Origin of the sequence: Roseibium sp. (genome assembly GCF_048260565.1) — a bacterium.
Taxonomy (GTDB): Bacteria; Pseudomonadota; Alphaproteobacteria; order Rhizobiales; family Stappiaceae; genus Roseibium.
The window spans coordinates 312,146-335,503 of sequence record NZ_JBLXGP010000003.1 but is presented as its reverse complement, the minus strand read 5'-3'; the positions used below and the strand labels follow the sequence as shown (position 1 = coordinate 335,503).

The window sequence follows — 23,358 nt, the reverse complement described above, 5'->3', positions numbered from 1 at the left end:
CTTTCGGCGCCCTTCAGGCGGCCTTTTTTTCCCGCGCCTGCGGTCCCATGCCGAGCATATGGCAGATCGCATAGGTCAGATCGGCCCGGTTCATGGTGTAGAAGTGGAAGTCGGAAATGCCCCGGTCGACCAGATCCATCACCTGTTCGTAGGCAATGCCGGCACCAACCAGCTTGCGGGTTTCCGGATCGTTGTGGAGACCGGCGAAACGGCGTGCCAGCCAGTCCGGGATCGACGTGCCGCATTTGGCCGAGAACGTCATCGTCTGCTCGAAATTGTGGATCGGCAGGATGCCCGGAATAACCGGAACGGAGATCCCGGCCTTGGTTACCCGCTCCAGATAGTCCTCGAACATGTCGTTATCGAAGAAGTACTGGGTGATGACCCGGTTGGCCCCGGCATCGACCTTGCGCTTCAGGTTGTCGATTTCGCTCTGCCAGTCCGCGCTTTCCGGATGCCTTTCCGGATAGCCGGAAACCGAAATATCGAAATCGGCGATGTTCTTGATGCCGGCCACCAGATCGGACGCAAAGGCGTAGCCATCCGCATGGGGCTCGTAGATCGATCCGATTCCGTTGAGCGGATCGCCCCGCAGGGCGACAAGGCTGCGCACGCCCAGGTCCCAGTATTCCCGGACGATCTCGTCGACTTCCCCTTTCGACGCACCGACACAGGTCAGGTGGGCCGCCGGCCGCAGATCGGTTTCCCTGAGGAACCGCGCAACGGTCTTGTGGGTGGTTTCCCTTGTCGTGCCGCCCGCCCCATAGGTCACGGAGACGAAGGAAGGCTGCAGCGGCTCCAGCCGCTCGGCGGCCGACCAGAGGTTTTCGGCCATCTTTTCCGACTTGGGCGGAAAGAATTCGAAAGACGCCGTGATCGGCGATGAGGAAGCCAGGCGTGAGCGTCGTGTCAGAAAGTCATGTGTCATGGTCAGGCAACCTCTCGAGTGGGATCGGCTACAGGCAGGTCGGTCACAACGCGCCGGTCCTGTGCAAGCCAGAGTGTCACAGTCAGTTTTGTGTCGTCGTTTTCTTGTGATTTCAGGTCCGTGACCTGTTCAAGGTCGAGATCCAGCGTTTCCAGCCAGCGCTCCATCTGGTCATGGCCGAAGCCGAGGCGACGGTGGGCATGGGATTCGCGCAGGAACTCCAGTTCGTGCGGCGCGAAGTCGATGATCAGCAGACGGCCGCCGGGCCGCAACGCACGGGCTGCTTCCGCCAGCGCGCGGGCCGGATCGTCAAGGAAGTGCAGCACCTGATGGATCGCGACCACATCGAAAGACCTGGGCGGAACGTTCAGGGCGTAAATATCGCCATACCGCACCTGAGCCTTGCCCAGGCCGGCACGCGAAAGATTGGCGCGCGCCACCGCAAGCATGTCATGGGAGGCGTCGATCCCGAGCGCTGAGACGTAATGGTCGGCGAGCAATTCCAGCAGCCGGCCGGTGCCGGTGCCAAGATCGAGGAACGTATGGAACGGCTTGTCGCCGAGCACGGCCAACATCGCCTTTTCAACCTCCGCATCCGCCGCATGCAGCGAGCGCTCCTGGTCCCAGGTCAGCGCCTTGGAGGCAAAATAGGCGGCCGCCTCCTCCGCCTTGGCCTTGCGGATGGCCTTGAACCGCTCCTGGTCGCCGATCAGGATCGGGTCCTCGGTGGAGATCCGGGCCACGAGATCACGGGCGATATCGCCCGCCGGACCGTCCGCCAGCCGATAGTAAACCCATCCGCCTTCGGGAAAACGCAGGATCAGGCCGGCTTCCGCCAGCAGCTTCAGATGCCGGGAAATGCGCGGCTGGCTCTGGCGCAGGATTTCGGTGGCGTCCTTGACGGTCAGTTCGCTCTCGGCGAGCAGCGCGATCAGGCGCAGGCGGGTCGCCTCGCCGATCGCCCGCAGCGTGTTCAAGGTCGCATCTACCGAAAGTGTCTGTTCGTCCGCCATCTCAGCTGTCAAGCCTCGTACGTTGATATAAAGATATCTTTATACGAACAACTAAGCAGAGGCAAGAGTTGAATGGCCGGAGCGTATCAGGAAAGTGAATGCAATCTGAAGACCGTCCCTCGGGACCAAAGCGTGTAAGGCATTCCAATAGAAAGAGAAAAGGGCACCGGCTGACGACCGGCGCCCCGAACATGAAATGCAAAGCGGAAAGATTACCTTATTTCGATGGGCAGCTGCACCGAAGCGCTCTGGTCGTTGTTGAGCTGGTCGCGCAAGGTCATCAGCAGCACATATTTGGCCTTGGGCGCACCGGTAAGGTTCACCGTCATATTCACCATATATTCCGTATTGAAAGCATGGCTGGCGAATTTGAACTCTCCGAAATCCCGTTTTCCGGCAAGAATGTTGCCGTCCGGCGAGAGAAGTTCGAAGTCAACCGCAATGTCCGAGCGATAGATGCCGTTTTCCAGCTTCCAGGTAAATCCGATCGGTTCCAGATAGAGAAGAATCGTCTCGCCCTGGGCGAAGACAGCATCGGGCCGCGGCTCGTAGATTCCAAAACCGGCCGCCCGTTCCTTGACGAAAAGCGCCTTGTCGATACTGATCGGCGCTGATTTCCAGGCCTCGACAAGTCCCTCGCGCATGAGCTGTACCGCTTGCGCGCTCTTTCCGGCATCGAGCGCGGCCTCCGCCTCGCTCGCCTTGGTCACCAGATCTCCGGCAAAAGCTGCCTGAAGCAGAGAAAATCCGACACATGCCGCCAGAACAAACCTTCTCAACATGCCCATCCCCCATCGAACCGCCCGCAATCGCCTGAATGCGATCGCGGTAATTATGTCATGCAGGAGAGTAGCGGAAGCGGCATCCCCGGGAATTGACAAGCCTCAATCGTTCCCGGTCCGAAAGTCTCAAGTCTGGCTTTCCGGGTTGCCTTCCTCCTCCGCCATCATGGCCTGGGCGGCGGCTCCGGCGGCCGCTGCCCTGGCAGCCGCGCTATCCGCAGGCTGATCGTCTGCCGAATTTTCATTGTTCGAGGCCACATGAACCGTGACCTGGCGGTGGGCGAACTTGATGCCGTTTTCCCGGAACAGGTCCTGCAGGCCGGCGTAGACGACCTTGCGCAGAATGAACTGCTTGCCCGGCTTGGTCATGAATTTCACCCGGGCCACCATTGCCGAATCTTCCATCGACATGATGCCCTGCGACTTCAGCGGCTGCAGGAACATCGGACCGTATTCCGGATCGTCCATCAGCTGCTGGCCGAACTTCTTGATGATCTTGCGCATCTTTTCGACATCGGTGTCATAGGTCACCCGGAACGCCAGCTTCATCATCGCCCAGTCGCGGGAGAAGTTCTGGACATGCTGGATTCCGCCGAAAGGAACGGTTGCCAATGGCCCACGGTGATGGCGCAACTGCATGGAGCGGATGGAAATTTTCTCGACGACCCCCTTGGCGCTTCCGATATCGATGTATTCCCCCATCCGGAACGCATCGTCGATCAGGTAGAAGGCCCCTGAGAAAATATCCCGAATGAGCGTTTGTGCTCCGAAGCCGACCGCGAGACCGACAACGCCGGCACCCGCGAAGATCGGCGCGATGTTCACGCCCAGGTCCGACAGCACGATCATTGCCGAGATGACGACAATCGTGATCAGAAGGAAGTTGCGGAAAATAGGCAGCAGCGTCGCGATCCGGCTTTCCCCTGTGCCGCCGACCTCGGCTTCGCTGTCATGGCCCGAACCGGGCTTTTCCTTGGCGATCTGCAGATCGATTGCGAGAGCGACCGCGCGATAGGCCATGTAGCCGAGGAAAGCCACCAGAAGAACGTCCAGGAACCCGCCGAAGAAGCTGTCCTGATCTGTCAGCGACACGCCCCAGCTGCTTGCCGCCAGATTCAGACCGCAAAAGGCCGCCAAAAGAAGAGCACCGTGGTCGAGCAGATGCCGGAACGGCTGCCGGCCCGCCTCCCTGTCCGTGGCTTCCGCAAAGGCCTGCGCCTCGATGCTGTGCGGGTCGTCGACCTCACCCTCGCCTTCGTTTTCTTCCAGGCGCCGGATGTCCTCTGCAATGCCGGCCTGAACTTCGGCCGTATCCAGACGCGGCAACAGCACCTTGTCGATGAGAAGAATGAGCAGGCCATAAGCGGCGGCGGCCACGATCAATCCGAGGATCGGCGCGCCGACAAGACCTGTGGCCGACGGAAGGTCCAGCAGCATCCGAACCGCCGTCGTCGCCCAGGCAACGATGAAGTAAACGATGGCGATCACATGCCAGTACCGGCCGAGCAGATCCCGCCACATGGGCGCGTCTTCGCCCTGCTCGCCCCGGATGATATTGCCGATCCCCCGCCGATAGGCGATGGCGATTCCGCTCAGGATCAGGGTGGATACGAGCGAACCGGCGATCAGGGAAAGGTTCTGCGCCCTGACCGGCAGACCGAGCAGCCCCATCCACAGGCTGAACCCGAGAAAGGCCCCGACAGCTGCGACCCCGATCAAGAGGCTCAGATAAAGCCCCCAGGCCTGTCCGTTGGACATCTCCAGCAACCGGAGCCTTGGAGAATCCGGGGCCAGGATCGTACGAACGATGATGCGCACGAACAGGACCAGCGCCATTATACCGAGGAAAACGAGCGATGTGCGGCCGGAAATCTCCACGCCGCCGCTGAGAAGCAGAACTACGGCGCCCGAGACCAGAACGAACGCGATGAGCCCGAAGACCATCAGGATCGCACGCAGGAAGAGATAGGAGATCTTGTCCGCCCGATGCGGCAACTCTTCTTCATAGAAATGGGCAAACTGTTTCCGGCCCATGCGGTCCACGAGATGAAGCGCGCCCAGTCCGAGCAGCGCCGCAATAATCGCGTTCAGGACAGCGCTCCAGACCCATCCCGCCCCGGCGGTGGTGTCATGGGCGGAAATTGCCGACTGGAAAGCGGCAGGAAAATTCGGCGCGGCCAGAAGAACGTCGCTGAAGACCTGCTGGGCTTTCGAGATCCGGTCCAGGTATCCCTCAACCGCGGACTGCGCGTTCCGCGATGCCACCGCTGTCTTCGCACTGTCCGGCGCAGCGGGTGCCGCAGCTTCCGGTGCCTTTTCGGTTTCCTTGGACAGAACCTGTTTCAAGACCGCGGCTTGCGCGTTGGCAGGCGTGGTCAGGCTGACAGACCCCGGAGACGCAAACAGAGCCAACGCAACCACGAGTGCAGCCGCAACAAGTTTTATTCCGGACTGTCTTTTTGCAATGGCCCGCAGATTACCAAGTATATTCATTGAACAGCCTCCCACCCCTGGGCCGAAACGCAAATTATCCAAAGTCACCATATGCGGTCCAATACCAACGAATGGTTTAACAACAATGACGCGCACCCATTCATCTGTCCTGACAAAACGCGCCAGAAAAGACAAAAAAACAGCCTGACCAGAAGGCCAGGCTGCCATTGTGCGGGGATATGCAACTTGTCGATCAGTGCAGGACGGTATGGTTCCAGTGGGCCATCTTGCGCTTCGCGTCACCGACAGTCATGCGTTCGAAGGTTTTCATGGCACGGTTGCGGTCTTCCAGCGACAGGCGATGGCGCCAGGGGCCGATCGACAGCAGGGCGCCGACCGTGATTGCCGACAGGCCGCTTGCCTTGGCCGTGATCAGGAACGGTTCCGGATCCGACCGGACCATCCAGTGGCTGACTTCTTCCACGCCGCAGCGGACGAGCCAGGCGAAGGCGGCAACCGCTTCCGGGAACCTGTCTTCGGACGCGAACCGCCGGAGGGTCGCTTCGGAAACCATGCCGCGCTTTGCCAGAAGCAGAACCCGGCTGCGGGCGGTTTCGAAATCGTAGCGGCCGAGCCAGTACTGGTTGGACATACGCTGCGCGGCAATCTCGGTTGCCTCGTCGAGGCGCTCGACAGTCGAGGTCTGGCCGCGGGAATTGAGGCGACGACGAACTTCCTCGCCGGCAACGGCGACCAGCGAGCGGATATGTGCTTCGGCGAGATCGCCACGCTCGCTCAAGGATGCCTGCAGGGTGGCATCGGAGGCGGAGTCGCCGATCAGGGTCATCATGGCGGCATCGGAAAGGACGGCGCCCTCGTTGCTGGCGACCTTGCGCTTCACCCGAAGATCGCCACGGCGGACCAGAACCTCGGTGACTTCTTCCGAAAGGACATCCCGATGGGCGATCGCCAGGCGGTGGCTGTTCCCGCTGGCATCGGCGATCCGTACCAGATCGGCGTCACGCAGCACGGTCGACTTCTTCAGGAGCGGCTCCGCAACCTCGATCTGATCGTCTGCGAGCCGGCGGATCGTTTCCTCGGGACCGCGGCGCAGGCCGGCCATCTGCTCGGCGACGAACCTGCGCACTTCCGTCTCGACCATATCGACAAGGCGGATCAGGACTGAGTCATATATATCGACCTGTTCATCCGAACAGCGGTCGGAGGTCAGCGCGAACAAGGTTGCCACATGACGTGCCAGTTCCGCTCGGCGGGCGCTGCCAGCTTCACCGGAAAGCTCCGAAAAGTTCACCAGCTCGGTTTTCAACGCATCAGACATGGTTCGTTACCCGATTGAGGACTAAATCTGACCCGAAGATGAAGGGGAGCTTTAAAGAAGAAAAAAACGCAAAGCCGGGGAATCGAATTGTCTTTTGTTAAAACTTGCGCGTAATTCGACACATATTGCCAAAATCCCAATCAACCAATTGATTTTCATCAGTTTCTGTAGCCAGAAGGGGATGCGGGAACGCCGCAAACCGGCAAAAAGAATCTTGCAAACAGACGTATTTTTTCTGCAGCGCACCGCTTGCCCCGTGCCCGGGAAACCGGAAAGATCGGAAAAAGTAACGAGTTTGGAGACCGCGGATGACCGACGCCCCCCGCCCCGGAGAAATCGCCCTTTCCCGCAACCCCGGCAGCCTGACGCCCGACGCCGGCCTTGTGTTCATCGGCCGGATAAAGACGCCCTGGACCGACCGTCATGCCTGCCCGCGCAGCGGCAGCGGCTCCACCGAGACCTGCGAAATCACATTGGCGGAAGAATACGAACCGGGGCTGCAGTCGATAGAAAGCTGCAGTCACCTGATCGTGCTCTACTGGATGCATGAAGCCCGGCGCGACCTGATCGTCCAGGCGCCCGCCTTCGACAGCACCACCCACGGCTGTTTCGCGCTGCGCACGCCGATCCGTCCCAATCCGGTCTCCCTCTCGGTGGTGGAACTGATCGGCCGCGAGGGACCGGTCCTGAAGGTCCGCGGCCTCGATTGCCTGAACGGCACGCCGCTGATCGATATCAAGCCGTATTTTGCCAAAAACGATGCCGTGCCCGAGGCCCGCGTCGGCTGGCATGAGCACCGCACCCACCCGGACCGGCGCTCTCCGGAACTCTGAACGGGAAACTCCGGACAAAAGAAGGGGCGGATGTCTCCGCCCCTCAAGTTGCACCAAACTTGTTGGCAGCTTATCCGGTCGACTGCCTTCAATCAGGCAATGTCGAAGCGGTCTGCGTTCATCACCTTGGTCCAGGCCGCGACGAAGTCCTTGACGAACTTCTCCGCGCTGTCGTCCTGGGCATAGACTTCCGCATAGGCCCGCAGGATCGAGTTCGATCCGAAGACGAGATCCATCCGGGTCGCGGTCCACTTGGTGGAACCGGACTTGCGGTCCTGGATTTCATAAGTGCCCTTGTCCGCCGGAACCCATTTGTAGGCCATGTCGGTCAGGTTGACGAAGAAGTCGTTCGTCAGCGCACCGACCCGATCCGTGAAGACACCATGACTGGTGCCGCCATGGTTCGTGCCCAGAACGCGCATGCCGCCGACCAGGACGGTCATTTCGGCCGCCGTCAGGCCCATCAGCTGGGCTCGGTCGAGCATCAGCTCTTCCGCGCTGACCACATAGTCCTTCTTCAGCCAGTTGCGGAAACCGTCTGCAAGCGGCTCCAGAACGTCGAAGGACTCCGCGTCGGTCATCTCGTCGGTCGCATCGCCCCGGCCGGGCGCGAAGGGAACCGAAACATCGTATCCGGCAGCCTTGGCGGCCTGCTCGATACCGACGCTGCCGGCCAGCACGATCACGTCGGCGACGCTTGCGCCGTATTCCGCAGCGATCGGCTCCAGCACGCCCAGGACCTTGGTGAGACGGGCCGGTTCATTGCCTTCCCAGTCCTTCTGCGGGGCCAGTCGGATACGGGCGCCATTGGCGCCGCCGCGCATATCGGAACCGCGGTAGGTGCGGGCGCTGTCCCATGCGGTGGAAACCATTTCAGCAATGGAAAGGCCGCTTGCCGCAATCTTCGACTTGATCGCACCGACGTCGTAGTTGGTCGGGCCGGCCGGGATCGGATCCTGCCAGATCAGCTCTTCTGCGGGCACGTCCGGACCGACGTAACGGACCTTCGGACCCATGTCGCGGTGGGTCAGCTTGAACCAGGCGCGGGCAAAGGTGTCCTTGAAGTAGTCCGGATCGGCCATGAACTTCTCGCAGATGGCGCGATAGGTCGGGTCCATCTTCATGGCCATGTCGGCGTCGGTCATCATCGGCATGCGGCGAACGGAGGGATCGCTGGCATCGACCGGCATGTCCTCTTCCTTGATGCCGACGGGCTGCCACTGGTTGGCACCGGCCGGGCTCTTGGTCAGCTCCCATTCATAGCCGAACAGCAGGTCGAAAAAGCCCATATCGAACTTGGTCGGATTGGTCGTCCACGCACCTTCGATACCGGAGGTGATGGCTTCGCTGGCCTTGCCGTGCTGGTTGGGGTTCATCCAGCCCATGCCCTGGTTCTCGACGCCGGCGGCTTCCGGCTCCGGACCGAGCGTACCTGCGTCACCGGCACCGTGCGCCTTGCCGACGGTATGGCCACCGGCGGTCAGGGCCGCGGTTTCCTCGTCGTTCATCGCCATGCGTGCGAAAGTTTCGCGCACCTGGGCCGCCGTTTTCAACGGGTCAGGAGTGCCGTTCACGCCTTCCGGGTTGACGTAGATGAGGCCCATCTGCACGGCGGCAAGCGGGTTCTCCATGGTGTCCGGCTTGGCGACATCGCCGTAACGGTTGTCACTGGGCGCCAGCCATTCCTTTTCCGCACCCCAGTAGGTGTCGATTTCCGGATGCCAGATGTCTTCACGGCCGAAGCCGAAGCCGAAGGTCTTCAGACCCATGTTTTCGTAAGCGATGGTCCCGGCAAGGATGATCAGGTCGGCCCAGGAGACCTTGTTGCCGTATTTCTTCTTCAGCGGCCACAGCAGGCGCCGGGCCTTGTCGAGGCTTGCATTGTCCGGCCAGGAATTCAGGGGCGCGAAACGGATGTTGCCGCAGCCGCCACCGCCACGACCGTCGGCCAGACGGTAAGAGCCTGCGGAGTGCCAGGCGAGCCGGATCATCAGGCCGCCGTAATGACCCCAGTCGGCCGGCCACCAGTCCTGACTTTCCGTCAGAAGCGCGTGCATGTCTTTCTTCAGTGCGGCCACATCGAGCTTCTTCAGCTCCTCACGGTAGTTGAAGTCCTTGCCCAGCGGATTGGTCTTGGTGTCGTGCTGATGCAGAATGTCCAGGTTCAGGGATTTCGGCCACCAGTCCATCACCGATGTTCCTGTCTCGGTAAGGCCGCCGTGCATCACCGGACATCCACCTGACTTTTCGACTTTAGCGTCCATCTTGTTCTCCAATCATTTTCTTGCGGAAATTTCGAGATAGCTCCGAGCGGCGCTACCTGGCTCCTCGTTTCGTTCGCGATCGCACCTCCTGGTGCCGGCTTCCGCCAAAAGATCCGCGAACGTCGTCCTCCCTTCCGTTGGACTGTGAAAAAATATTGGACCACCATGACACGCATATCCAATTGGATTGATTCCAAACTGCGATCAGTTATTCTTATCGACCATGATATCTTTGAGGCAATTACGTTATCTCGACGCACTGGCCACGCACCTGCATTTTCGCCGGGCGGCGGATGCCGTTGCCGTCTCCCAGCCAGCGCTTTCCATGCAGATCAAGGACCTTGAGGAAAACCTCGGCGTGAAGCTGGTCGAAAGGCTGCCGACCTCGGTGCGCCTGACCCATGAGGGCGAGGAAGTGGTCACGCGCGCGCGCAAGATCCTTACCGAGGTGGCCGACCTCACGGACTATGCCCGCCAGCGCGCCCAGCCGCTTGCCGGCGCACTGCGCCTCGGCATCATTCCCTCGATCGCGCCCTATCTGCTGCCGAAGATCCTGCCGGCACTTTCCCGGTCCCATCCGGAACTGAGACTGACCATTCGCGAAACTCTAACCGAAACGCTGACGGAGGAACTGCTCGCGGGCCAGCTCGACGCGATTGTCATCGCATTGCCGGTCGAAAACGCCCTGCTCCGGGCCGAGCCGCTGTTTATCGACCGGTTCCTGCTCGCCAGGGCCAAGGAGCCCGGTTGCGATCTGCGCAGACGGGTCGCCCCGGAGGAGATCAGTCCCGACAGCCTGCTGCTCCTGGAAGAAGGCCATTGCCTGCGCGACCAGGCGCTCAATTATTGCCGGAACCTGCCGGTGCCGAACAATGCGCCGTCATTGGGCGCGACCAGCCTTGCGACCGTGATGCAAATGGTCGCCGCCGGCTATGGCGTCACCCTGCTGCCGGAGATCTGCGCCGATGTGGAAGTCCGCGACGACCGGGTCGACCTCCTGCGCTTTCAGGAGCCCCAACCAGCCCGCACCGTCGGCCTCGTCTGGCGCAAATCCTCGCCCCGTTTCCGGGACTTCGAGAGCCTGCTTGAGACTTTAAAGACAACCGTCAGCGAAGCCGGCTGCCGGATGGCTGGGTGACACCGGCCGGACAACGCTGTCGATCCGGTTCAGTTGCAAGGCTCCCACCGCTGCCCGACGACATGGCCATCAGGATATTGATCAGCGAAAGCGGCAGAAGCGTGGAGGCCAGGTTCAAGGGATAGGCTTTCCATCGCAAGCAACACTCGCATTCGGAAAAGCCGGAGGCGTGCCGATCCATTTCGGCGTCACCACCCAGCCGATATCGCCTGGAGCCTGCCGGTTGCGTTGAATGGCAACATATCCGTTCTGGCTGGATGTGCGCAGCACGGCCTCCTCGCCGGCGCCGAAGCCGAAGGACGCGCCTGACCCCGGCAGGGTGCCGGGGAATGTCTGGGTACAACTGATAGACGGATTGGCATTCGCACCGTGGGCATATCCGGGCAGGCCGTTCGGATCGACCCTGGTGCCGCCATGCCCCGCAATCACGATTTGCGGCAGACTTTCCGCCGCAGCCTGATCTTTCCAGGTGATCCGCTGGTAGAGATGCTGGTGGCCGGTAAAAACAATCCTCGGGCGGCAGGCATAGGGCGCTTCGCAATCCATCGCATCCGCCGCATCGGCCTTGATGCCCGCATTGCCGTAATCGGGTTCGGGTTTGTAGTAAATCATCTTCACCGGCGGATAATGCGATAGCCACAACGAGTTTCCCTCATGCGCCTCGGTCAGGGCCGCGGCCTGGAGAAAGCCGTTTCGGTCATCGGCCGGCTGGTTGGAATCGATTACCACGACCCGCCAGGGATCGCCCTTGGAACCGAAGTCCACGGCCCAGCTCGGCACCACCCAGTCGTTGCCCGACGGATCCGGGTCATAGCAGGGCCGGAGCAGCGACCCGTTGGCGCCGTCCAGCGAGATGCCGGAAAACAGCACGTGCCAGCCTTCGCCGAACCAGCGATGCGGCTCGCAGCGCTCATGGTTTCCGCGGCCCAGAACCCAGGACGCCTTCATCAAGAGCGGCTGAGCGGGAATGAGGAACTCCTGCAGCCAGTATTCGAACCGGTCCCGGCCATCGTCCTGGTGCCAGTAACTATCGTCGTCCTCGAAAAAATAATGGTAGTCGCCGACATGAAGCACAAAGGCCGGGTCGTCGCTGACCGCCTCCGCGATGATCTGCGGAAAGGGCCAATCGGTTCTGCAGTCCTGATAGAACCGGCTTCCCGGATTGCCGTATTTTCCCCGGCAACCGGTATCGGCCATGACAACGCCCGATGGCGGTTTCCGGCTCATTATCGCGGGACCGGGCAGGATCGCCTCCTTGTAGGACGGGTAAACGGTCAGCAGCCCGGCACTCGCGTTTTCAAGCCGCACCTCATCCCATGTTTCCGGCAGGTTTGCGGTGCAGACCGTCACCGTAAAGCCCTTGCCGTTTGCCGGATTGAAGCCCTGCAGATGTCCTCTCAGGCTGGCCTCAACCTCCTGTGCGGCCGGGCTCCTGGCGGCATAGCCGTCGCAATCGGTAAGGTCACCCATGACGACGAACCGGGCCTGGATGGCCCTCACCGCCTGCTTCCCGAAGCCTGTTGTGTTGACGAACTGGGTCCAGGCTGCCAGCAGCGGTGTCTTTGCACCGGAAGCTTTCGGAAGCGGGGGGATATTGGCGGGCGGGACCTGGGCAAGGGCGGACGACGCGGGGAAAACGGCAAGCGCGAACCTAAAGAGCGCAACAGGTAACAAACCACGCATGAGCATTCGTCCAGTTCTGGCAAGCGGCAACACAAGCCGCGCCGGAGGAACACCGCAATCGACGAAGCCCGCCGGATCAGCTCCGGCACAATAGCACGCTTCCGATACAGGGGAAGAAAACACGACTTATGCGGGTATGGCTGCCGCGGTCCCCGGCCGGAGACGCACGCTCATGCGGGCGCCTCCGGCTCGGTTCATGCAGCACGGGAATTTCCTTTGCCAAGCTGCGACATCAGGAGCGGTTCGTTGATCGTCAGCCAGGTTTCGGCGATCTGCCCGTCTTCCATCCGATAAAGCGCAATGCCGTCGACGGTCACCCGCGCGTTGTCGGGTGCAATGCCCTGGAACTCTTCGCTGTGGGTCACCCAGATCTGCCAGTGAGCCGAGACGAAATCTTCGGTCGCCAGCATCTTGTGGGTGGTGAACGCCATGTCGGTGAACGCCTGGCGGAAGAAGCGGAAGAAAGCTTTGTAGTTCTCCCGCCCCTCGAATTCGCCACCCGGAAATCCCGGAAACCCGTGGCAGACAATATGCGGCGCCACGGTCTCATCGATGACAACCACATCCTCGATATTCGGGGAATGAGTGCCGGCCAGAAAGCGCTGCACAGTGGTTTTGTTACGTTCAATCTTTTTCGTCGACATTGTTTTTCCTTCAAAGAATTCGAGTGTCCCGCAATTGACCACGATTGAGGCCGATATCGGCCAGATCACGATCGCTCATGGCTTCAAGCTGCGAGTAGTCGCGGCGGATTCGGACTTCGCGTGTCACAAGACAGATCAGGCCCGAAAACAGTGCTGAGCGCGCTCGCCGTCGGGGCCTCCCGATTTCCGGCAATAAACGCATCGGTCTCCCTCCGGTTTATCGAGCGTTCAGCACGGCTTCGACTTCGGCCGCATGACCGGGATTGACGGCGGAAGACGGTCCGCGGCCATAGGCCGTCCGAAGAATGTCGGTCAGCGGCTGGATGCCATGTGCGACAGGCAGGTGCCCCGACAGGACATGGCGTGGATCGAGCCTTTCGAGTTCCCTGAGGATGCCTGCCAGCGAACTCTGCTCCATCTGGGCCAGCCACGGCGCATCGACTGTGGACCAGCCGACCAACCCTTCCCTCAGGTCCGTTGCGGCGATCTGTTCGATGCTTGTGACCGGTTCCGGCAGAAGCGCGCCGAAGGCATCCGCGGCGAACAGCACCCGATCGTTCTCATCGAAGAACCCCATGGTCTCCGGCGCGTCGTAATAGGGCGGCCTGACCTGATGAAGGCGTCGTCCGCCGGTTTCGAAGACCTCGCCCGGTTCGAGCAGCCGGAACCGTTCCGGCGAGCCGGCTCCAAGAAGGCCCATTTTCCCTGCCCCGAGAAAATTGGTCACCACTTGGGCATTGGGCGCCAGATCGAGGATCCGGTCGAGATTGCCGATATGATCGGGATCCGTATGGCTGAGCCAGATCCAGCGCAGATCGGTCAGCGAAACCTCGCCGTCCAGTGTGTCGACAAACGCATCCGACAGGGCGGAAAGCCCGGTATCCACCAGCAGCGGTTCACTGCCTTTCAGCAAAAACGCATTCACCGGCAAGACGCCGAGATCGGGCACCGGAAAGGTCGATTGCAGGGCTGTCCAATTCCCCGTGACGCGCTGCGCCGGCGACTGGAACGGCTGATTGACTGGTTCCATTTCAATTCTCCATTTTCAATGAACATTATTGTTCATTCAATTTCGCATTTAGCGACGGAGAATTTCCTTGTCAATATTTAAATGATCAGTCATGTTCACTGAATGAGTGAGACCAAACGCACCTATCGGATGCGCGACCGCGCGAAATCCCAGGAAGAAACACGGAAAAAGATCGTCGAAGCGGCGATGCACCTGCACGAGGAAGTCGGGCCGCGCGCCACGACCATCAGCGCGATCGCCGAACGGGCCGGCGTCCAGCGCCTGACGGTCTACCGGCACTTCCCGGACGAGACAGCCGTGTTTCAGGCCTGCACGTCCCACTGGCTGAGCCTGAATCCGCCGCCCGATCCCAGGAACTGGGCCGAAATCCCGGATGCGCACAGCCGGCTCAAAGCCGCGATCGGCGCGTTTTACGGTTACTATTCACAAACGGAACGAATGTGGACCGCCGCCTATCGGGATATAGATGATGTTCCGGCCCTTCAGCAGCCCATGGCCGAGATCGCCGCCTTCCTGAAATCGGTCGGCGACGACCTGATCGCGGCGTTCGATCCGAAAGGCATCAATCCGGCCCTCGCAGCGACCATCCGGCATGCTTTGCAGTTTTCGACCTGGGCTGATCTCGAAAGCCAGGGCCTCGGCGAACCTGAGAAAACCGACGTGATAATGGATTGGCTCACCGGGACTGAGCGGACCTAACCCCTCTTATCCAGCTCGGCTTTTTCGGCTAGCCTGCCTGCCGATTTGACGAAACAGAACCAGACGGCCGCCATGTACACGCCCCCAGCCTTTGCCCAGGACGATCTTGCCACCATTCACGGGATGATCCGCGCCACCGGACTGGCCACGCTGGTCACCATGACGGACGAGGGCCTGATCGGAACGCCGCTGCCCCTGATCCTGAAGGAGGACGAAGGCCCCTGCGGCACGCTTTACGGCCATCTGGCCCGCCCCAATTCACAATGGAAACTGGAACCGCGGGCGGAAGCGCTGGTGATCTTTCCCGGACCCGATGCCTATATCAGCCCGAGCTGGTATGCCGCCAAGGCGGAGCACGGCAAGGTCGTCCCGACCTGGAACTACAGTGCCGTTCACGCCTATGGGACGCCGGAGTTTTTCGAGGACCCGGACCGGCTGCTGGGCATCGTCTCCGCGCTCACCGACCGGAACGAGGCAAGCAGATCCGCGCCCTGGGCGATCTCCGATGCGCCGGATGATTATATCCGGGCCCGCCTGCGCGGGATCGTCGGCCTCAGGCTTGCAATCTCGCGACTTGAGGGAAAACAGAAATTCAGTCAGGACAAGCCGGAAGCGGACCGGGCCGGCGTAGCGAAAGGCCTCGCCGAAGAGGCTGATCCGTCGGCACGGGAAATGGCCGGTCTGATCCCGCGTTAGGGCAAGGAGCCTAAAGATCGAGCGGCGGCACCCGGCCGAGCCCCTTGGCAAGCAACGCCTTCGACCGGTCCGGCTTCGGGATGAAGCCTTGCTCTGCCTCAATCCAGGTCAGGAGCGTATCGAGCAGGAAGGGGCCGTCCTTCTGCGGGTCGATGTCCCCGACCAGCCAGGTCCACTTGTCCCCGGCGGCAAAGTTCACCCGGCAGCGTCGTTTGCAGCCGCCCATGCAGGTGTAGCTCCTGACCGCGACCCGGTCGCCAAGATCCGCCTTTTCGACAAGGTCCCGGCAGAGCGCCAGCACCCTTTCGCCATCTGTCGGCGACCGGTCGGTCCCCTCATGGGCCGGCAGCTGGCAAGCGCCGCAGACCTGGATGACGCAATCCGCCTTGGTCTCTGCCATCACGCGGCCCTCGCGCTCAGCGGGATCACGGAAAGATGGCCTGCGCCGCTGCGCAAGACCTCCGCCTCGACCCGGTAAACCGACCGGATCATGTCGCTGGTCAGGACCTCGTCGGGGGAACCATCGGCATGCAGGCGGCCGCCGTTGAGACAGAGGATACGGTCTGCGAAGCGGGCGGCAAGGGTGAGGTCATGAACCGCAGCCACGGCGACAATGCCGTATTTCCGGCAATAATCTCGGATTGTGTCGAGCACGAAGAGCTGGTGCTTGAGGTCAAGTGCGGCGGTCGGCTCATCGAGCAGCAGCACCTCAGGCCGGCGGAACAGGCTCTGCAGCAGAAACACCATCTGACGCTGGCCGCCGCTGAGGCGGTCCAGGGTACGCTCTCGCAAGTCCTCCAGATTGAAGGCTGCAAGGAGGGTCGCCGCCTGATCCACAAGGGCCGGGTCGAGACGCAGGGCCAGCGCGTTCACCCGGCCGAGCAGGATCACCTCCAGCACGGTCAGAGCCGATTTCTGGCTGGTGTCCTGGGGCATGTAGGCGACCGAGCCCGGATTGACCTTCGCACCATTGAGCATCATCCGCCCCGACGCCGGGATCAGACCGGCAACCGCCTTGAGCAAGGTCGACTTGCCGGTGCCGTTGGGGCCGATCAGGGCGGTCAGCCCGCCGGCAGGAAGCGCGGCCGATATTCCGCGCAGGATTTCCGCGGAACCGTAGGACACGCGCATATCTTCAATTTGCAGCATTACCAGAACGACCTTCTGCTTTTGAGGATGAGGGCGAACAAAAACGGCACCCCGATAATGGCCGTAACGATCCCGATCGGAATGACCGCACCCGGCGAAATGGATTTGGAGACAACCGAGGCCGCCGCCATGACGAAGGCGCCGGACAGCGCTGAGGCAGGCACGAGAAACCGCTGGTCCTCGCCGACCGCCATGCGCGCCAGATGGGGCGCGACCAGACCGACGAAACCGATGGTGCCGACGAAGGCGACGGCCCCGGCCGTCAGCAGGGAGACGGCCAGGAAGATCCGCAGGCGCAGCCGGTCGACGTTGATGCCGAGTGCGCGCACACGTTCGTCGCCGAGCCGGAGCGCGGTCAGCCGCCAGAAATCCGGCACCAGCAGGGCAACGGCAAAGACAAGGATGGCGCCGGAAACGGCAACGCTGGTCCAGCTTGCCTTGAGCATCGACCCGAACAGCCAGAACACGATCTGCTGCAGCACTTCCGGGGCGGCCAGATACTGCACCAGCGACTGCGCCGACTGGAACAGGAACAGGGTGGCGATCCCGGCCAGGATCATGATCTCCGACGTGACGCCGCGTGCCCGCGCCAGTCCGTAGACGATAAGGCAGGCAAATGTGGCGAAGACAAAGGAGACGACAGGCACCGTCAGCGTCGCAAGCAGCGGCAGCTGGAACGCGAACAGGATCGCAAGGGCGGCCCCAAAACCGGCGGCCGCGGAAAAGCCGAGCGTATAGGGACTGGCGAGCGGGTTGCCGAGGATGGTCTGCATCTCGACGCCGGCAATGCCGAGCGAAGCGCCGACGATCACCGCCATCAGCGTCATCGGCAAACGCACGCTGAAGACGATCGCCGAAAGCATCGGATCGTCCGCGACACCGAACATCGTCACCAGGACCTCCAGCGGCGACAGGAAGGCCGGGCCTGTCAGGATATCGAACAAGATGGCGGCCATGGTGGCAGCGGCGAACCCGGCGACACGGACAAGCCTGTTCCGGGTCTGCCGATGGTAGCCGGCCACGATCGCTTCGGATGCGGTCTCGGTCACGGACATATCTCCTGGCTGTATGACGTGGCGGGAGCATTCCATTGCGAAACGCTCCCGCCCGGGCCCGTGTCAATCGAGCTTGACCATGAACGACCCCTCCGCCTTGATCGGCAGGTAGGTCTCGTAAAACCGCTTCAGCGATTGCTCCGGATCCACATCCGCAAAGGCTTCCGGATAGAGAACCTTGGCGACATACTGCAGAAAGGCGTAGTCGTAGAGCGTCCGGGCACCGCCGTGGTAAAGCGCGTGGATCTCGCCGTTCTTGACGGCATCGAGACCGGCCCAACCCGGACGGGCGGTATAGGGCCGCAGCCGTGCCCTGGTTTCCTCGGGATCGACGCCGAAACCCATCACCACCGATTTGTCGGAGCGGACCCAGTAGGATCCGGGGATCAGTACGACCTGCGGATTGCTCGCGAGCACATATTCGGGATTGAGCGCAGCCCGGCCATCGATGGCGCCGTCCGCGATGTTCGCCCCGCCGGCAAGGTCGATCACGCCGCCCCACATCTGCTTGGCATAACTGACGCCATATTCGCCGGCGCCGTTGTTGCCGAGTTCGACATAAACCCGTTTCATGTCCCCGCCGGCGGCCTTCACCCGTGCCTCCACATCGGCAACGGCGGCGGCATAGTCGTCGGCGAGTTTCCTTGCCCGGTCCTCGGTGCCCATGACGGCGCCGATCGCAAGCGCGCTGGCGACATGGGTCGGGACCGTCTGGGCGTTGAAATCGACGGTCACGATCGGCACACCGGCGGCCTCGAGCTTCGCCGCGACTTCTCCGAGACCCTTGTACTGGGCGGCTGCCAGAATGGCGACGTCCGGGCGGGCGGCAAGGGCGACCTCAAGATTGAGTTCGCCGTTTGCCGTCATGCCGATGTCGGCAAGCTCCTCGATTCTCGGCGCAACCTTGGCATAGGCCTGCCACTGCGAATTGCGCCAGTCGTGCCAGCGTCCCCTGGAAATGCCGACGACGCGGTCGTAGGCATTGTCGCCGACGATGGCGTAGAAGTCCTCGAAATAGAAACCGAGCAGCACGCGCTGCGGGTCATCCGGCACCTCGACCTGGCGGCCGAGAACATCGGTAACGGTCTTGGCTTCTGCAGAGCCGAGACAGGCGAAAGCTGCCAGGGCAGCAGCAAGGATTTGTCTTTTCATATCGACACTTCGATGTTCGCCGGAAACCCGCTCGCAGGCTGTAAAAGCCAGTGGGGCATGCGAGCGGTTTCCGGCCCGCACTTCAGGTGCGGATTCGCAAAATGGAGGTGTGAAGGTCCGCACATCGAGCGTTGCGGCAGACCGCAATCGGTCTGCGCCCGGCTCGGAAGCTGGTGCGGAGTAGACGGAACGAACGGATCAGCGCCGTTCGTTGCGGCTCAGGCGATGGCCTTGAGGGAAAACGGTGGCGCGCGCGGCGCCTGAATGCGCTCGGGCGCGTTGGAAAGCGTTTGCGATGAAAGCGGGAATTCAGGACCGGCATCGTCGGCGGATGGACACACGACGCTGTCGACCGGGGCAACCAGCAGACCCGGCGAAGACGTAATCAGGCAGGCATCGCAGGTCGCGCCGACCGCCCCGTCGGAGCTTCCGCCCGGCGAACCGCTCAGGCAGAGAACGGGAAGCGATCCGTCCGGCAGGGCGTAGGCGGCAAGTTCGGCCGGCGAGACCGTTTTTGCGGCCGCATCAAAGACCAGCGGCTTGTGCGCATAGGCAACCAGACTCAACGCCAGCGCATAAAGCGCGGTGAAGATCAGACGAACCTGTTTGTCCCGAAACGCTTGCATCGACCGTTCTGGAATGCCTCCCTGACAGTCTGGTATCCGGAACCCGGCCAACCGGCAAGTTGCTAAAACGACGCGGCGGCTCCAATCCGGGCATCTGACGACGTTCCCTCCCCTCCGGCATCGCAAATCGGGTCGCCGCCTCGCTTTCAAGTTCCTAAACCGATGGTCCCCAACACATCGGAGGAACGGAAATGACCCTGGACGCAAAGACGATCATCATCACCGGCGCGAGCAGCGGCATCGGCGCTGCGGCCGCCGCCCTCTTTGCAGGCGAAGGCGCGAATGTCGTGCTCGGCGCCCGGCGGGCTCCTCTACTGAAAGGGCAGGCGGACCGGATCACCGCGGCCGGCGGCAAGGCGGCCTGGTTGGCCGGCGACGTCTGCGAGGAGGCCTTCGCGAAGGATCTTGTCGATCTCGCCGTCTCCCGCTTCGGCCGGCTCGACGGCGCTTTCAACAATGCAGGGACAACCGGGGAGCTTGGACCTGTCCCGGAAATGTCGGCAGACAACTGGCACCAGGTGCTTGCAACCAACCTGACCAGCGCCTTCCACGCTGCCAAGTACCAGATCCCCGAGTTGAAGAAGCAGAAAGGAGGCTCAATCGTCTTCACCTCCTCTTTCGTCGGCCACACCATCGGCTTTCCGGGCATGGGCGCCTATGCGGCCGCCAAGGCGGGCCTGGTCGGACTGACCCAGGTTCTGGCGGCCGAAAACGGGCCCGAAGGCATCCGCGTCAACGCGCTCCTGCCCGGCGGCACGAAGACGGACATGGCCGGAGACGACCCGGAGTTTCACGAGTTCGTCCGCGGGCTTCACGCCCTCAAGCGCATGGCGGAACCGGAGGAAATCGCACAGGCGGCCCTCTTCCTTTTGTCGGATCAATCGTCCTTCGTGACCGGAACGGCCCTGCTTGCCGACGGCGGCAATTCCATCACCAAGACCTGACAGAACCGCCTCATCCGATCCGCGGTGCCGGGACAGGTCTCATTCCGGCACCGGGAACAGCCGGTCATAGGCGAGGTTGAACACAAACGCGTAGACCATGAAGAACAGGGCAAAGACGATGTCGATAGAAAGCGCCTCGAGCAATGTGATGCCGAGATACCAGGCAATGGCCGGCATCAGCGTGAGCACCAGCCCCACCTCGTAAAGCACCGCGTGAAAGACGCGCAGCAACAGGCCCTTGTCCGTGCGGCCGGTAAAGTGCCTGAGCACCAGATCGAACCCCAGATTGAACAGGTAGGTCCACAGCATGGCCACCATCGAGCCGCCGATGCCGATCACCCCGGTTTCCTGCGCCGGCAGATCGAAGAGCCAGGAGACAAGCGGCATCACCAGCGAAAGGCCGATGATCTCGAAACTGACGGCGTGGCGGATCCGGTCCGGTGTCGTGCGCATGAAAAAAGCCCCAATCGGATGATCGGGGCGTCCCGATGAAACTGTTTGCCCGGACGGCAGAGGTCGTCCTCTGAAAAAGGAATATCCAGAGCGGACCTCACTGGCAAGGTAGACAGGCCTCCTGCCGACAAGTATTCCAAACAACCACACTAGGTGAACTTCAGCCCACCGGCACCCAGTCCCTGGGTAATCTGTGGCCGGGGGCATCTGGAAAACGCCGGGCGATTTCCTCCTTTATCTTCCGTTCCCGCCATATCGGCCCGCCAACGTGCCACTCCCCGGGCTCCTGGCCGAAATCAGCCGTCAGACGCTGGGGGACATGATACTCCGCGTCCCAAACCGCCATGATCTCAAGCTCTTGGATATAGGGGTCGTGAACCTTGGTATCATACAGAGTTTGGTCATGATCCCACACTGTGACCGTCGTCTCGCCGGAGGGCCATTGGACAATATTGCGTGGCGTCATGACGTCATCGCCGGCAGGAAAATGTCCGATTTTCCGCCATTGCCCCGAACGCAACGCCCGGGTAATGGACGGAGCAGCGACAAAAAGGACAAACATCACGGGTGAAGCCAATATCTCCTTCACATCCGCGACAGAGCGGTCTCGACGGCGAAAAAACGCAAGTCTTTTGTTTGCACCGACTTGGCCATAATAAATCCACCCCGCTTCCCCGGAGACCGCGTAAAGTGTGCCGGGCTTCATGACAGCCCTGGCCTTGGGTATTGGCTCGAAAATTGCCCCCTCCATACAGGTCACAATTGTACTTGCATCAGTACACTACCGAATTCGCTTGTTGGCAAAATGCCAATCAGGTCCGCCGCTCTGCATTTTTCCGCTTCGGCCCGAACCCCATGACGACAAGCCACACAGCGAAGGCGAGTTCGGCGGCCAGCGGGATCGCGTAAGCGACTGCGAAATCATCCGACAGACCGGGGGCGAGAACGCGCAGGGTGCTGCCGGTGAGATAGACCAGGCCGGCGGCGATCAGCCCGATGCCGAAAATTTTCGGCAGCCAGCCGGAGATGAACAGCAGGTACCCGGTAATCAGGCAGTTGATGCCGAAGAAGAACAGGCCCATGTCGTAGCCGGCGCCGTGCAGTTCCAGCCACATACGGGCCGGTGCGCCCGGCCCGATGCCCTGAAGTCCGGCGCCTTCGAGAATGAGCACGGCCATGTGCTGACTGAGCAGGTTGGCTCCCAGAATGGCCGCCTGGACAAGGCGGAACACCATGGCCGCCATAGCGGCCGCCGTGTTCACCGGTTTCAGGAGCTGGAACAGGACCAGCGCCAGCGCCACATCCGCAAGCACCATGATCGTGTCCGCCGCAAGGCTCCAGCGCAGACTGCTTGCGATTTCCGCGGGACTGACACTTGGAAGGCCGCCCGCCGCCATCAGCGGCCCGCGCAGGAAAACCTCGCTGCCGATGCCGCAGGCGATGATCACCAGATAAAGCACACCGGCGAAGCGTCCGCCCGAAACCGGCCCGCTGGTTGGTGGAAAATCGGAATTGGTCATTTGGACGTTTCGTACTGTCGCTCTAGGCCCCCCAAGCCAGCGCCTACCCCATCAGGTACCACTGCTTCATCGGAATTGCACTTTCCAATAGCTTCCCGGCCAGAACGTTTAAGGTTGGGCCGCGCACGGCCGGCCCGCTGTCCCACCCAGACCGAGCCGAGCACGATCGCCGCGCCCAGCCACTGGACCAGGCTCAGGGTCTGGCCGAGAACGACCCAGCCGAGAATGACCGCGGTCATCGGGCTCATCATGGGCAGCATGGAAACCGCTGCGGGTTCGATCCGGGCAACTCCGCGGAACCACAGGAAATAGGTTGCCGCCCCGCCGATCAGGCTGAGATAGGCGATCCCGCCGAGATAATGCGGTTCCAGCGGCGGCAGGGATGGTTCGAACACCAGCGCGACCGGGACCAGGAGCAGCCCGCCCGCGGTCAGTTGCCAGGCGGTGAAGGTGAGCGGCGACACCGGCGGCTGCCACTTGCGGGTAAGCACGGTTCCCGCCCCCATCGCCGCTGAGCCGCCAATGCCCGCCGCCACGCCGATCGGATCCAGCGCCGCCTCGGGACCGAGCACCAGAAGCGCCACCCCGAAGACGCCGGAAAGCGCAGCAACGACCGAAAGCAGGCGCACCGGCGTGCCCATCAGGCCCCGCGCAAGCGCGATCACGAACAGGGCCTGCATGGCGCCGAGCGTCGCCGCGACACCGCCCGGCAGCCGGTAGGCGGCGATGAACAGACAGCAGAAGAAGATGGAAAAATTGAGCGCGCCGACCAGCATAACCTTACCGATCCAGTCCCGCCCGGGCAGCTTGCGCACGAACAGAAGCAGGAGCAGGCCGGCCGGCAGCGCACGCGTTGCCGACATGGTGATCGGATGATCCGGCGGCAGGAACTCGGTGGTGACCAGATAGGTGCTGCCCCAGACAGCCGGGGCAAGCGCGGTGACGAGAACATCGAGGCCGCGATTCATGGGTTTCAT

24 protein-coding genes are annotated in these 23,358 nt (G+C 61.9%); 5 read left to right on the top strand and 19 right to left on the bottom strand.

The window, feature by feature from the left end; genetic code table 11:
• Window positions 1-13 precede the first annotated feature (13 nt).
• The 5 genes from metF to ACN0SO_RS09775 form a co-directional block, all read right to left on the bottom strand.
• Window positions 14-928 (bottom strand): methylenetetrahydrofolate reductase [NAD(P)H], encoded by a 915-nt coding sequence (gene metF / locus ACN0SO_RS09795; RefSeq protein ID WP_417677047.1) that lies wholly within the window; start codon window positions 926-928, stop codon window positions 14-16.
• Window positions 929-930: 2 nt separating this feature from the next.
• The gene (locus tag ACN0SO_RS09790; RefSeq protein WP_417677045.1) at window positions 931-1,941 is read right to left on the bottom strand and encodes an ArsR/SmtB family transcription factor; all 1,011 of its coding nucleotides are present in this window, start codon (window positions 1,939-1,941) and stop codon (window positions 931-933) included.
• Between the two features lie 212 nt (window positions 1,942-2,153).
• On the bottom strand, window positions 2,154-2,723 hold the full coding sequence (locus ACN0SO_RS09785) for a hypothetical protein (protein WP_417677043.1): 570 nt from the start codon (window positions 2,721-2,723) through the stop codon (window positions 2,154-2,156).
• A 126-nt stretch (window positions 2,724-2,849) separates the two neighbouring features.
• A complete protein-coding gene (locus tag ACN0SO_RS09780) occupies window positions 2,850-5,216 on the bottom strand; it encodes a mechanosensitive ion channel domain-containing protein (RefSeq protein ID WP_417677041.1) in 2,367 nt (788 codons plus the stop codon).
• 193 nt (window positions 5,217-5,409) lie between these two features.
• Complete coding sequence (locus ACN0SO_RS09775; protein WP_417677039.1) at window positions 5,410-6,495, bottom strand: DUF2336 domain-containing protein; 1,086 nt, start codon at window positions 6,493-6,495, stop codon at window positions 5,410-5,412.
• A gap of 308 nt (window positions 6,496-6,803) precedes the next feature.
• Here ACN0SO_RS09775 and tsaA point away from each other — a divergent pair, with 308 nt between their 5' ends.
• Window positions 6,804-7,328 (top strand): tRNA (N6-threonylcarbamoyladenosine(37)-N6)-methyltransferase TrmO, encoded by a 525-nt coding sequence (tsaA, locus tag ACN0SO_RS09770; protein ID WP_417677037.1) that lies wholly within the window; start codon window positions 6,804-6,806, stop codon window positions 7,326-7,328.
• Window positions 7,329-7,420: 92 nt separating this feature from the next.
• On the opposite strand, the gene katG is transcribed toward tsaA, so the two are convergent.
• Entirely contained in the window at window positions 7,421-9,592 is a 2,172-nt protein-coding gene (gene katG, locus ACN0SO_RS09765) for a catalase/peroxidase HPI (RefSeq protein ID WP_417677035.1), read from the bottom strand.
• A gap of 223 nt (window positions 9,593-9,815) precedes the next feature.
• On the opposite strand from katG, the gene ACN0SO_RS09760 reads away from it, so the two are divergent.
• Window positions 9,816-10,730 carry a LysR substrate-binding domain-containing protein gene (locus ACN0SO_RS09760; RefSeq protein WP_417677033.1) on the top strand — a complete coding sequence of 305 codons (915 nt, stop codon included), beginning with the start codon at window positions 9,816-9,818 and terminating at the stop codon, window positions 10,728-10,730.
• 114 nt (window positions 10,731-10,844) lie between these two features.
• Here ACN0SO_RS09760 and ACN0SO_RS09755 read toward each other — a convergent pair whose 3' ends face one another.
• From ACN0SO_RS09755 to ACN0SO_RS09740, 4 genes are all read right to left on the bottom strand, one after another.
• Window positions 10,845-12,413 (bottom strand): metallophosphoesterase family protein, encoded by a 1,569-nt coding sequence (locus ACN0SO_RS09755; RefSeq protein WP_417677031.1) that lies wholly within the window; start codon window positions 12,411-12,413, stop codon window positions 10,845-10,847.
• A 194-nt stretch (window positions 12,414-12,607) separates the two neighbouring features.
• Window positions 12,608-13,057, bottom strand: a complete 450-nt coding sequence (locus ACN0SO_RS09750; protein WP_417677029.1) for an ester cyclase — start codon at window positions 13,055-13,057, stop codon at window positions 12,608-12,610.
• 10 nt (window positions 13,058-13,067) lie between these two features.
• The gene (locus tag ACN0SO_RS09745) at window positions 13,068-13,259 is read right to left on the bottom strand and encodes a DUF1127 domain-containing protein (protein ID WP_417677027.1); all 192 of its coding nucleotides are present in this window, start codon (window positions 13,257-13,259) and stop codon (window positions 13,068-13,070) included.
• Window positions 13,260-13,274: 15 nt separating this feature from the next.
• Window positions 13,275-14,087, bottom strand: coding sequence for an MBL fold metallo-hydrolase (locus ACN0SO_RS09740; protein ID WP_417677025.1), 813 nt, complete (start codon window positions 14,085-14,087; stop codon window positions 13,275-13,277).
• Between the two features lie 102 nt (window positions 14,088-14,189).
• On the opposite strand from ACN0SO_RS09740, the gene ACN0SO_RS09735 reads away from it, so the two are divergent.
• Window positions 14,190-14,786: a TetR/AcrR family transcriptional regulator gene (locus ACN0SO_RS09735; protein WP_417677023.1), complete on the top strand. Its 597-nt coding sequence runs from the start codon at window positions 14,190-14,192 to the stop codon at window positions 14,784-14,786.
• 72 nt (window positions 14,787-14,858) lie between these two features.
• A complete protein-coding gene (locus tag ACN0SO_RS09730; RefSeq protein ID WP_417677021.1) occupies window positions 14,859-15,482 on the top strand; it encodes an FMN-binding negative transcriptional regulator in 624 nt (207 codons plus the stop codon).
• A 10-nt stretch (window positions 15,483-15,492) separates the two neighbouring features.
• On the opposite strand, the gene ACN0SO_RS09725 is transcribed toward ACN0SO_RS09730, so the two are convergent.
• The 5 genes from ACN0SO_RS09725 to ACN0SO_RS09705 all read right to left on the bottom strand — a co-directional run bounded on the left by ACN0SO_RS09725 (window position 15,493) and on the right by ACN0SO_RS09705 (window position 19,464).
• Window positions 15,493-15,882, bottom strand: a complete 390-nt coding sequence (locus ACN0SO_RS09725) for a DUF1636 family protein (protein WP_417677019.1) — start codon at window positions 15,880-15,882, stop codon at window positions 15,493-15,495.
• Window positions 15,882-16,631 carry an ABC transporter ATP-binding protein gene (locus ACN0SO_RS09720; RefSeq protein ID WP_417677017.1) on the bottom strand — a complete coding sequence of 250 codons (750 nt, stop codon included), beginning with the start codon at window positions 16,629-16,631 and terminating at the stop codon, window positions 15,882-15,884. The genes ACN0SO_RS09725 and ACN0SO_RS09720 overlap by 1 nt, the downstream gene beginning before the upstream one ends.
• On the bottom strand, window positions 16,631-17,686 hold the full coding sequence (locus ACN0SO_RS09715) for a FecCD family ABC transporter permease (RefSeq protein ID WP_417677015.1): 1,056 nt from the start codon (window positions 17,684-17,686) through the stop codon (window positions 16,631-16,633). Before ACN0SO_RS09715 ends, ACN0SO_RS09720 begins: the two co-directional genes overlap by 1 nt.
• A gap of 63 nt (window positions 17,687-17,749) precedes the next feature.
• Entirely contained in the window at window positions 17,750-18,838 is a 1,089-nt protein-coding gene (locus ACN0SO_RS09710) for an ABC transporter substrate-binding protein (protein WP_417677013.1), read from the bottom strand.
• 218 nt (window positions 18,839-19,056) lie between these two features.
• Window positions 19,057-19,464, bottom strand: a complete 408-nt coding sequence (locus ACN0SO_RS09705) for a hypothetical protein (protein ID WP_417677011.1) — start codon at window positions 19,462-19,464, stop codon at window positions 19,057-19,059.
• Window positions 19,465-19,655: 191 nt separating this feature from the next.
• Between ACN0SO_RS09705 and ACN0SO_RS09700 the strand changes: the two genes are divergently transcribed.
• The gene (locus tag ACN0SO_RS09700) at window positions 19,656-20,408 is read left to right on the top strand and encodes an SDR family oxidoreductase (protein WP_417677009.1); all 753 of its coding nucleotides are present in this window, start codon (window positions 19,656-19,658) and stop codon (window positions 20,406-20,408) included.
• 39 nt (window positions 20,409-20,447) lie between these two features.
• Here ACN0SO_RS09700 and ACN0SO_RS09695 read toward each other — a convergent pair whose 3' ends face one another.
• The 4 genes from ACN0SO_RS09695 to ACN0SO_RS09680 all read right to left on the bottom strand — a co-directional run bounded on the left by ACN0SO_RS09695 (window position 20,448) and on the right by ACN0SO_RS09680 (window position 23,358).
• Window positions 20,448-20,861 (bottom strand): PACE efflux transporter, encoded by a 414-nt coding sequence (locus tag ACN0SO_RS09695; protein ID WP_417677007.1) that lies wholly within the window; start codon window positions 20,859-20,861, stop codon window positions 20,448-20,450.
• Window positions 20,862-21,021: 160 nt separating this feature from the next.
• A complete protein-coding gene (locus ACN0SO_RS09690) occupies window positions 21,022-21,567 on the bottom strand; it encodes a hypothetical protein (protein ID WP_417677005.1) in 546 nt (181 codons plus the stop codon).
• Between the two features lie 106 nt (window positions 21,568-21,673).
• Window positions 21,674-22,381, bottom strand: a complete 708-nt coding sequence (locus ACN0SO_RS09685) for a DUF4386 domain-containing protein (RefSeq protein WP_417677003.1) — start codon at window positions 22,379-22,381, stop codon at window positions 21,674-21,676.
• On the bottom strand, window positions 22,378-23,358 hold the full coding sequence (locus ACN0SO_RS09680; protein WP_417677001.1) for an EamA family transporter: 981 nt from the start codon (window positions 23,356-23,358) through the stop codon (window positions 22,378-22,380). The genes ACN0SO_RS09685 and ACN0SO_RS09680 overlap by 4 nt, the downstream gene beginning before the upstream one ends.

Coding starts and splice junctions, on each gene's coding strand:
- ACN0SO_RS09695 (WP_417677007.1), bottom strand. CDS start 20,861: ATGCGCACGACACCGGACCGGATCCGCCACGCCGTCAGTTTCGAGATC.
- ACN0SO_RS09680 (WP_417677001.1), bottom strand. CDS start 23,358: ATGAAACCCATGAATCGCGGCCTCGATGTTCTCGTCACCGCGCTTGCC.
- ACN0SO_RS09735 (WP_417677023.1), top strand. CDS start 14,190: ATGAGTGAGACCAAACGCACCTATCGGATGCGCGACCGCGCGAAATCC.
- tsaA (WP_417677037.1), top strand. CDS start 6,804: ATGACCGACGCCCCCCGCCCCGGAGAAATCGCCCTTTCCCGCAACCCC.
- ACN0SO_RS09740 (WP_417677025.1), bottom strand. CDS start 14,087: ATGGAACCAGTCAATCAGCCGTTCCAGTCGCCGGCGCAGCGCGTCACG.
- ACN0SO_RS09755 (WP_417677031.1), bottom strand. CDS start 12,413: ATGCGTGGTTTGTTACCTGTTGCGCTCTTTAGGTTCGCGCTTGCCGTT.
- ACN0SO_RS09775 (WP_417677039.1), bottom strand. CDS start 6,495: ATGTCTGATGCGTTGAAAACCGAGCTGGTGAACTTTTCGGAGCTTTCC.
- ACN0SO_RS09725 (WP_417677019.1), bottom strand. CDS start 15,882: ATGGCAGAGACCAAGGCGGATTGCGTCATCCAGGTCTGCGGCGCTTGC.
- ACN0SO_RS09745 (WP_417677027.1), bottom strand. CDS start 13,259: ATGCGTTTATTGCCGGAAATCGGGAGGCCCCGACGGCGAGCGCGCTCA.
- ACN0SO_RS09730 (WP_417677021.1), top strand. CDS start 14,859: ATGTACACGCCCCCAGCCTTTGCCCAGGACGATCTTGCCACCATTCAC.
- katG (WP_417677035.1), bottom strand. CDS start 9,592: ATGGACGCTAAAGTCGAAAAGTCAGGTGGATGTCCGGTGATGCACGGC.
- ACN0SO_RS09780 (WP_417677041.1), bottom strand. CDS start 5,216: ATGAATATACTTGGTAATCTGCGGGCCATTGCAAAAAGACAGTCCGGA.
- metF (WP_417677047.1), bottom strand. CDS start 928: ATGACACATGACTTTCTGACACGACGCTCACGCCTGGCTTCCTCATCG.
- ACN0SO_RS09785 (WP_417677043.1), bottom strand. CDS start 2,723: ATGTTGAGAAGGTTTGTTCTGGCGGCATGTGTCGGATTTTCTCTGCTT.
- ACN0SO_RS09750 (WP_417677029.1), bottom strand. CDS start 13,057: ATGTCGACGAAAAAGATTGAACGTAACAAAACCACTGTGCAGCGCTTT.
- ACN0SO_RS09685 (WP_417677003.1), bottom strand. CDS start 22,381: ATGACCAATTCCGATTTTCCACCAACCAGCGGGCCGGTTTCGGGCGGA.
- ACN0SO_RS09705 (WP_417677011.1), bottom strand. CDS start 19,464: ATGCAAGCGTTTCGGGACAAACAGGTTCGTCTGATCTTCACCGCGCTT.
- ACN0SO_RS09690 (WP_417677005.1), bottom strand. CDS start 21,567: ATGAAGCCCGGCACACTTTACGCGGTCTCCGGGGAAGCGGGGTGGATT.
- ACN0SO_RS09715 (WP_417677015.1), bottom strand. CDS start 17,686: ATGTCCGTGACCGAGACCGCATCCGAAGCGATCGTGGCCGGCTACCAT.
- ACN0SO_RS09720 (WP_417677017.1), bottom strand. CDS start 16,631: ATGCTGCAAATTGAAGATATGCGCGTGTCCTACGGTTCCGCGGAAATC.
- ACN0SO_RS09760 (WP_417677033.1), top strand. CDS start 9,816: ATGATATCTTTGAGGCAATTACGTTATCTCGACGCACTGGCCACGCAC.
- ACN0SO_RS09700 (WP_417677009.1), top strand. CDS start 19,656: ATGACCCTGGACGCAAAGACGATCATCATCACCGGCGCGAGCAGCGGC.
- ACN0SO_RS09790 (WP_417677045.1), bottom strand. CDS start 1,941: ATGGCGGACGAACAGACACTTTCGGTAGATGCGACCTTGAACACGCTG.
- ACN0SO_RS09710 (WP_417677013.1), bottom strand. CDS start 18,838: ATGAAAAGACAAATCCTTGCTGCTGCCCTGGCAGCTTTCGCCTGTCTC.